The sequence below is a fragment of the uncultured Planktosalinus sp. genome, assembly GCF_963973675.1.
Lineage (GTDB): Bacteria > Bacteroidota > Bacteroidia > Flavobacteriales > Flavobacteriaceae > Planktosalinus.
In genome coordinates, this window is the sequence record NZ_CAXBAN010000450.1 from 1 (window position 1) to 1,814 (window position 1,814).

Genomic DNA, 1,814 nt, shown 5'->3' on the forward strand with positions numbered 1-1,814 from the left:
TTCCAAATTCATAAATAGCATTTTGTGATTTTTCTGAGGCAAGAGCAACTATGGAGCCCATTTGCATAGCTGAGCCCACCAGAACGGCAGTTTTGTAATTAATCATGTGCAAATATTCCTCAATAGTAACATTGTTTCTGTCTTCAAAATCGATGTCATATTGCTGTCCTTCACACACTTCAATAGCTGTTTTACTAAACAGTTTTGCTAATTTTTGAAATGTTTCAGGCTTATAATTTTCAAACAATTGATAGGCTAAAATCAACATTGCGTCACCCGAAAGTATTCCGGTATTGATATCCCATTTTTCATGAACGGTGCTTTTTCCTCGTCTCAAGGGTGCATTATCCATGATATCATCGTGAATTAGTGAAAAATTGTGAAACAATTCCACTGCAAGAGCTGCATTCAAGGCTTTTTTATAGGAAGAGTTAAACAGTTCACAGGTCATTAAGGTAAGTGCAGGCCTTAGTCTTTTGCCTCCTAAACTCAAAATATACGAAATAGGCTCATATAAGTTCTTAGGCTCTTCTTTTTGGATTGAAGCAGATAGGTGTGTAACAAAATGCCCCCTTAATTCGTCTAACGATAACATCTGGTATTTTTTTTTTGCTAAAATACTTCTTTATCTACAATCTCTAAAAACTTCCGAATTTTTCTGTGTTAATTTTAAGTAAAACTTTAGAAACTATTTTTGTTTTAAAAGTTTCCTTGGTATATTTGCGGACTGATATGAGAGAAAAAATTTTAGAAATTGCAAGTCAACTGTTTTTAAACCTCGGGTTTAAAAGTGTTACCATGGACGATATTGCCAATGAAATGGGAATATCAAAAAAAACTATTTATCAGCATTTTACCAACAAAACAAAGTTGGTTGAAGCGACTACCGATTATGTTTTTCATTTTGTTTGTGATGGCATTGATTGTATAAGAGCAGAAAAGAGTAATCCAATAGCTGAACTTTTTCTAATACACAATTTCATCAAGCAAATTTTAAAAAATGAAAAGGCATCTCCACAACATCAATTACAAAAATACTACCCAAAGATTTATAAAAAATTAAAAGAAAATCAGTTTTTAATTATTCACGATTGTGTTATTACCAATTTAAACCGGGGAATCGAATTAGAATTGTACAGAAATTCAATCAATCCGGAACTCATCGGAAGGTTTTACTTTTTGGCGGGTACAGGAATCAAAGACCAAAACCTGTTTCCAACAGAAGTTTTTAGCCCCAATGAAGTCATTGATGCTTATCTTGAATATCACTTACGTGGAATCATAACCAAAAAAGGAGAAGAAGAACTAATTAAACACCTCAATCAAAACTAACTATGCTTAGATATTCGATACTAATGCTCTTATTGGTCAGCCTGGGAATGAATGCTCAAGTAAAGCAAAACTATTCTTTTTCACTGGAAGAAGCTATCACTTTTGCGTTAGACAGTAACTATACGGCGATCAATGCTAAAAGGGATGTAGTGGCAGCTTTAAAACAAAAGTGGGAAACTACCGCAACCGGGTTGCCTCAAATAAATGCAAATATAGATTATAGAAACAACCTTAAACAACCGGTAACTCTCATTCCGGCTGAGTTTTCAGGTGGAGAACCGGGCACCTTCACTCCTGTTGTATTTGGGGTTCCCGAAACGATGTCGGCGACTGCTACTTTAAATCAACTGCTGTTTGACGGTTCTTATATAGTTGCACTTCAAGCCTCAAAAACCTTTTTGGAATATTCCAGAAATATGGAAGAAAAAACAACATCGGTTGTTTCCCTGAGGTTTCTTTCGAGAGTGGCTTTATTACTTTCA

At 34.8% G+C, this 1,814-nt stretch carries 3 protein-coding genes; 2 read left to right on the forward strand and 1 reads right to left on the reverse strand.

The genetic code is table 11. From position 1 onward, the window contains the following. Positions 1-595 (reverse strand): polyprenyl synthetase family protein (locus tag AACY61_RS13205; protein ID WP_339612046.1); only part of this gene is annotated, 595 nt, incomplete at its 3' end. A gap of 137 nt (positions 596-732) precedes the next feature. On the opposite strand from AACY61_RS13205, the gene AACY61_RS13210 reads away from it, so the two are divergent. Together AACY61_RS13210 and AACY61_RS13215 are read left to right on the forward strand one after the other, a co-directional pair. After that, a complete protein-coding gene (locus tag AACY61_RS13210) occupies positions 733-1,332 on the forward strand; it encodes a TetR/AcrR family transcriptional regulator (RefSeq protein ID WP_339612047.1) in 600 nt (199 codons plus the stop codon). Positions 1,333-1,334: 2 nt separating this feature from the next. Then, on the forward strand, positions 1,335-1,814 hold a 480-nt coding region (locus AACY61_RS13215; RefSeq protein ID WP_339612048.1), incomplete at its 3' end, for a TolC family protein.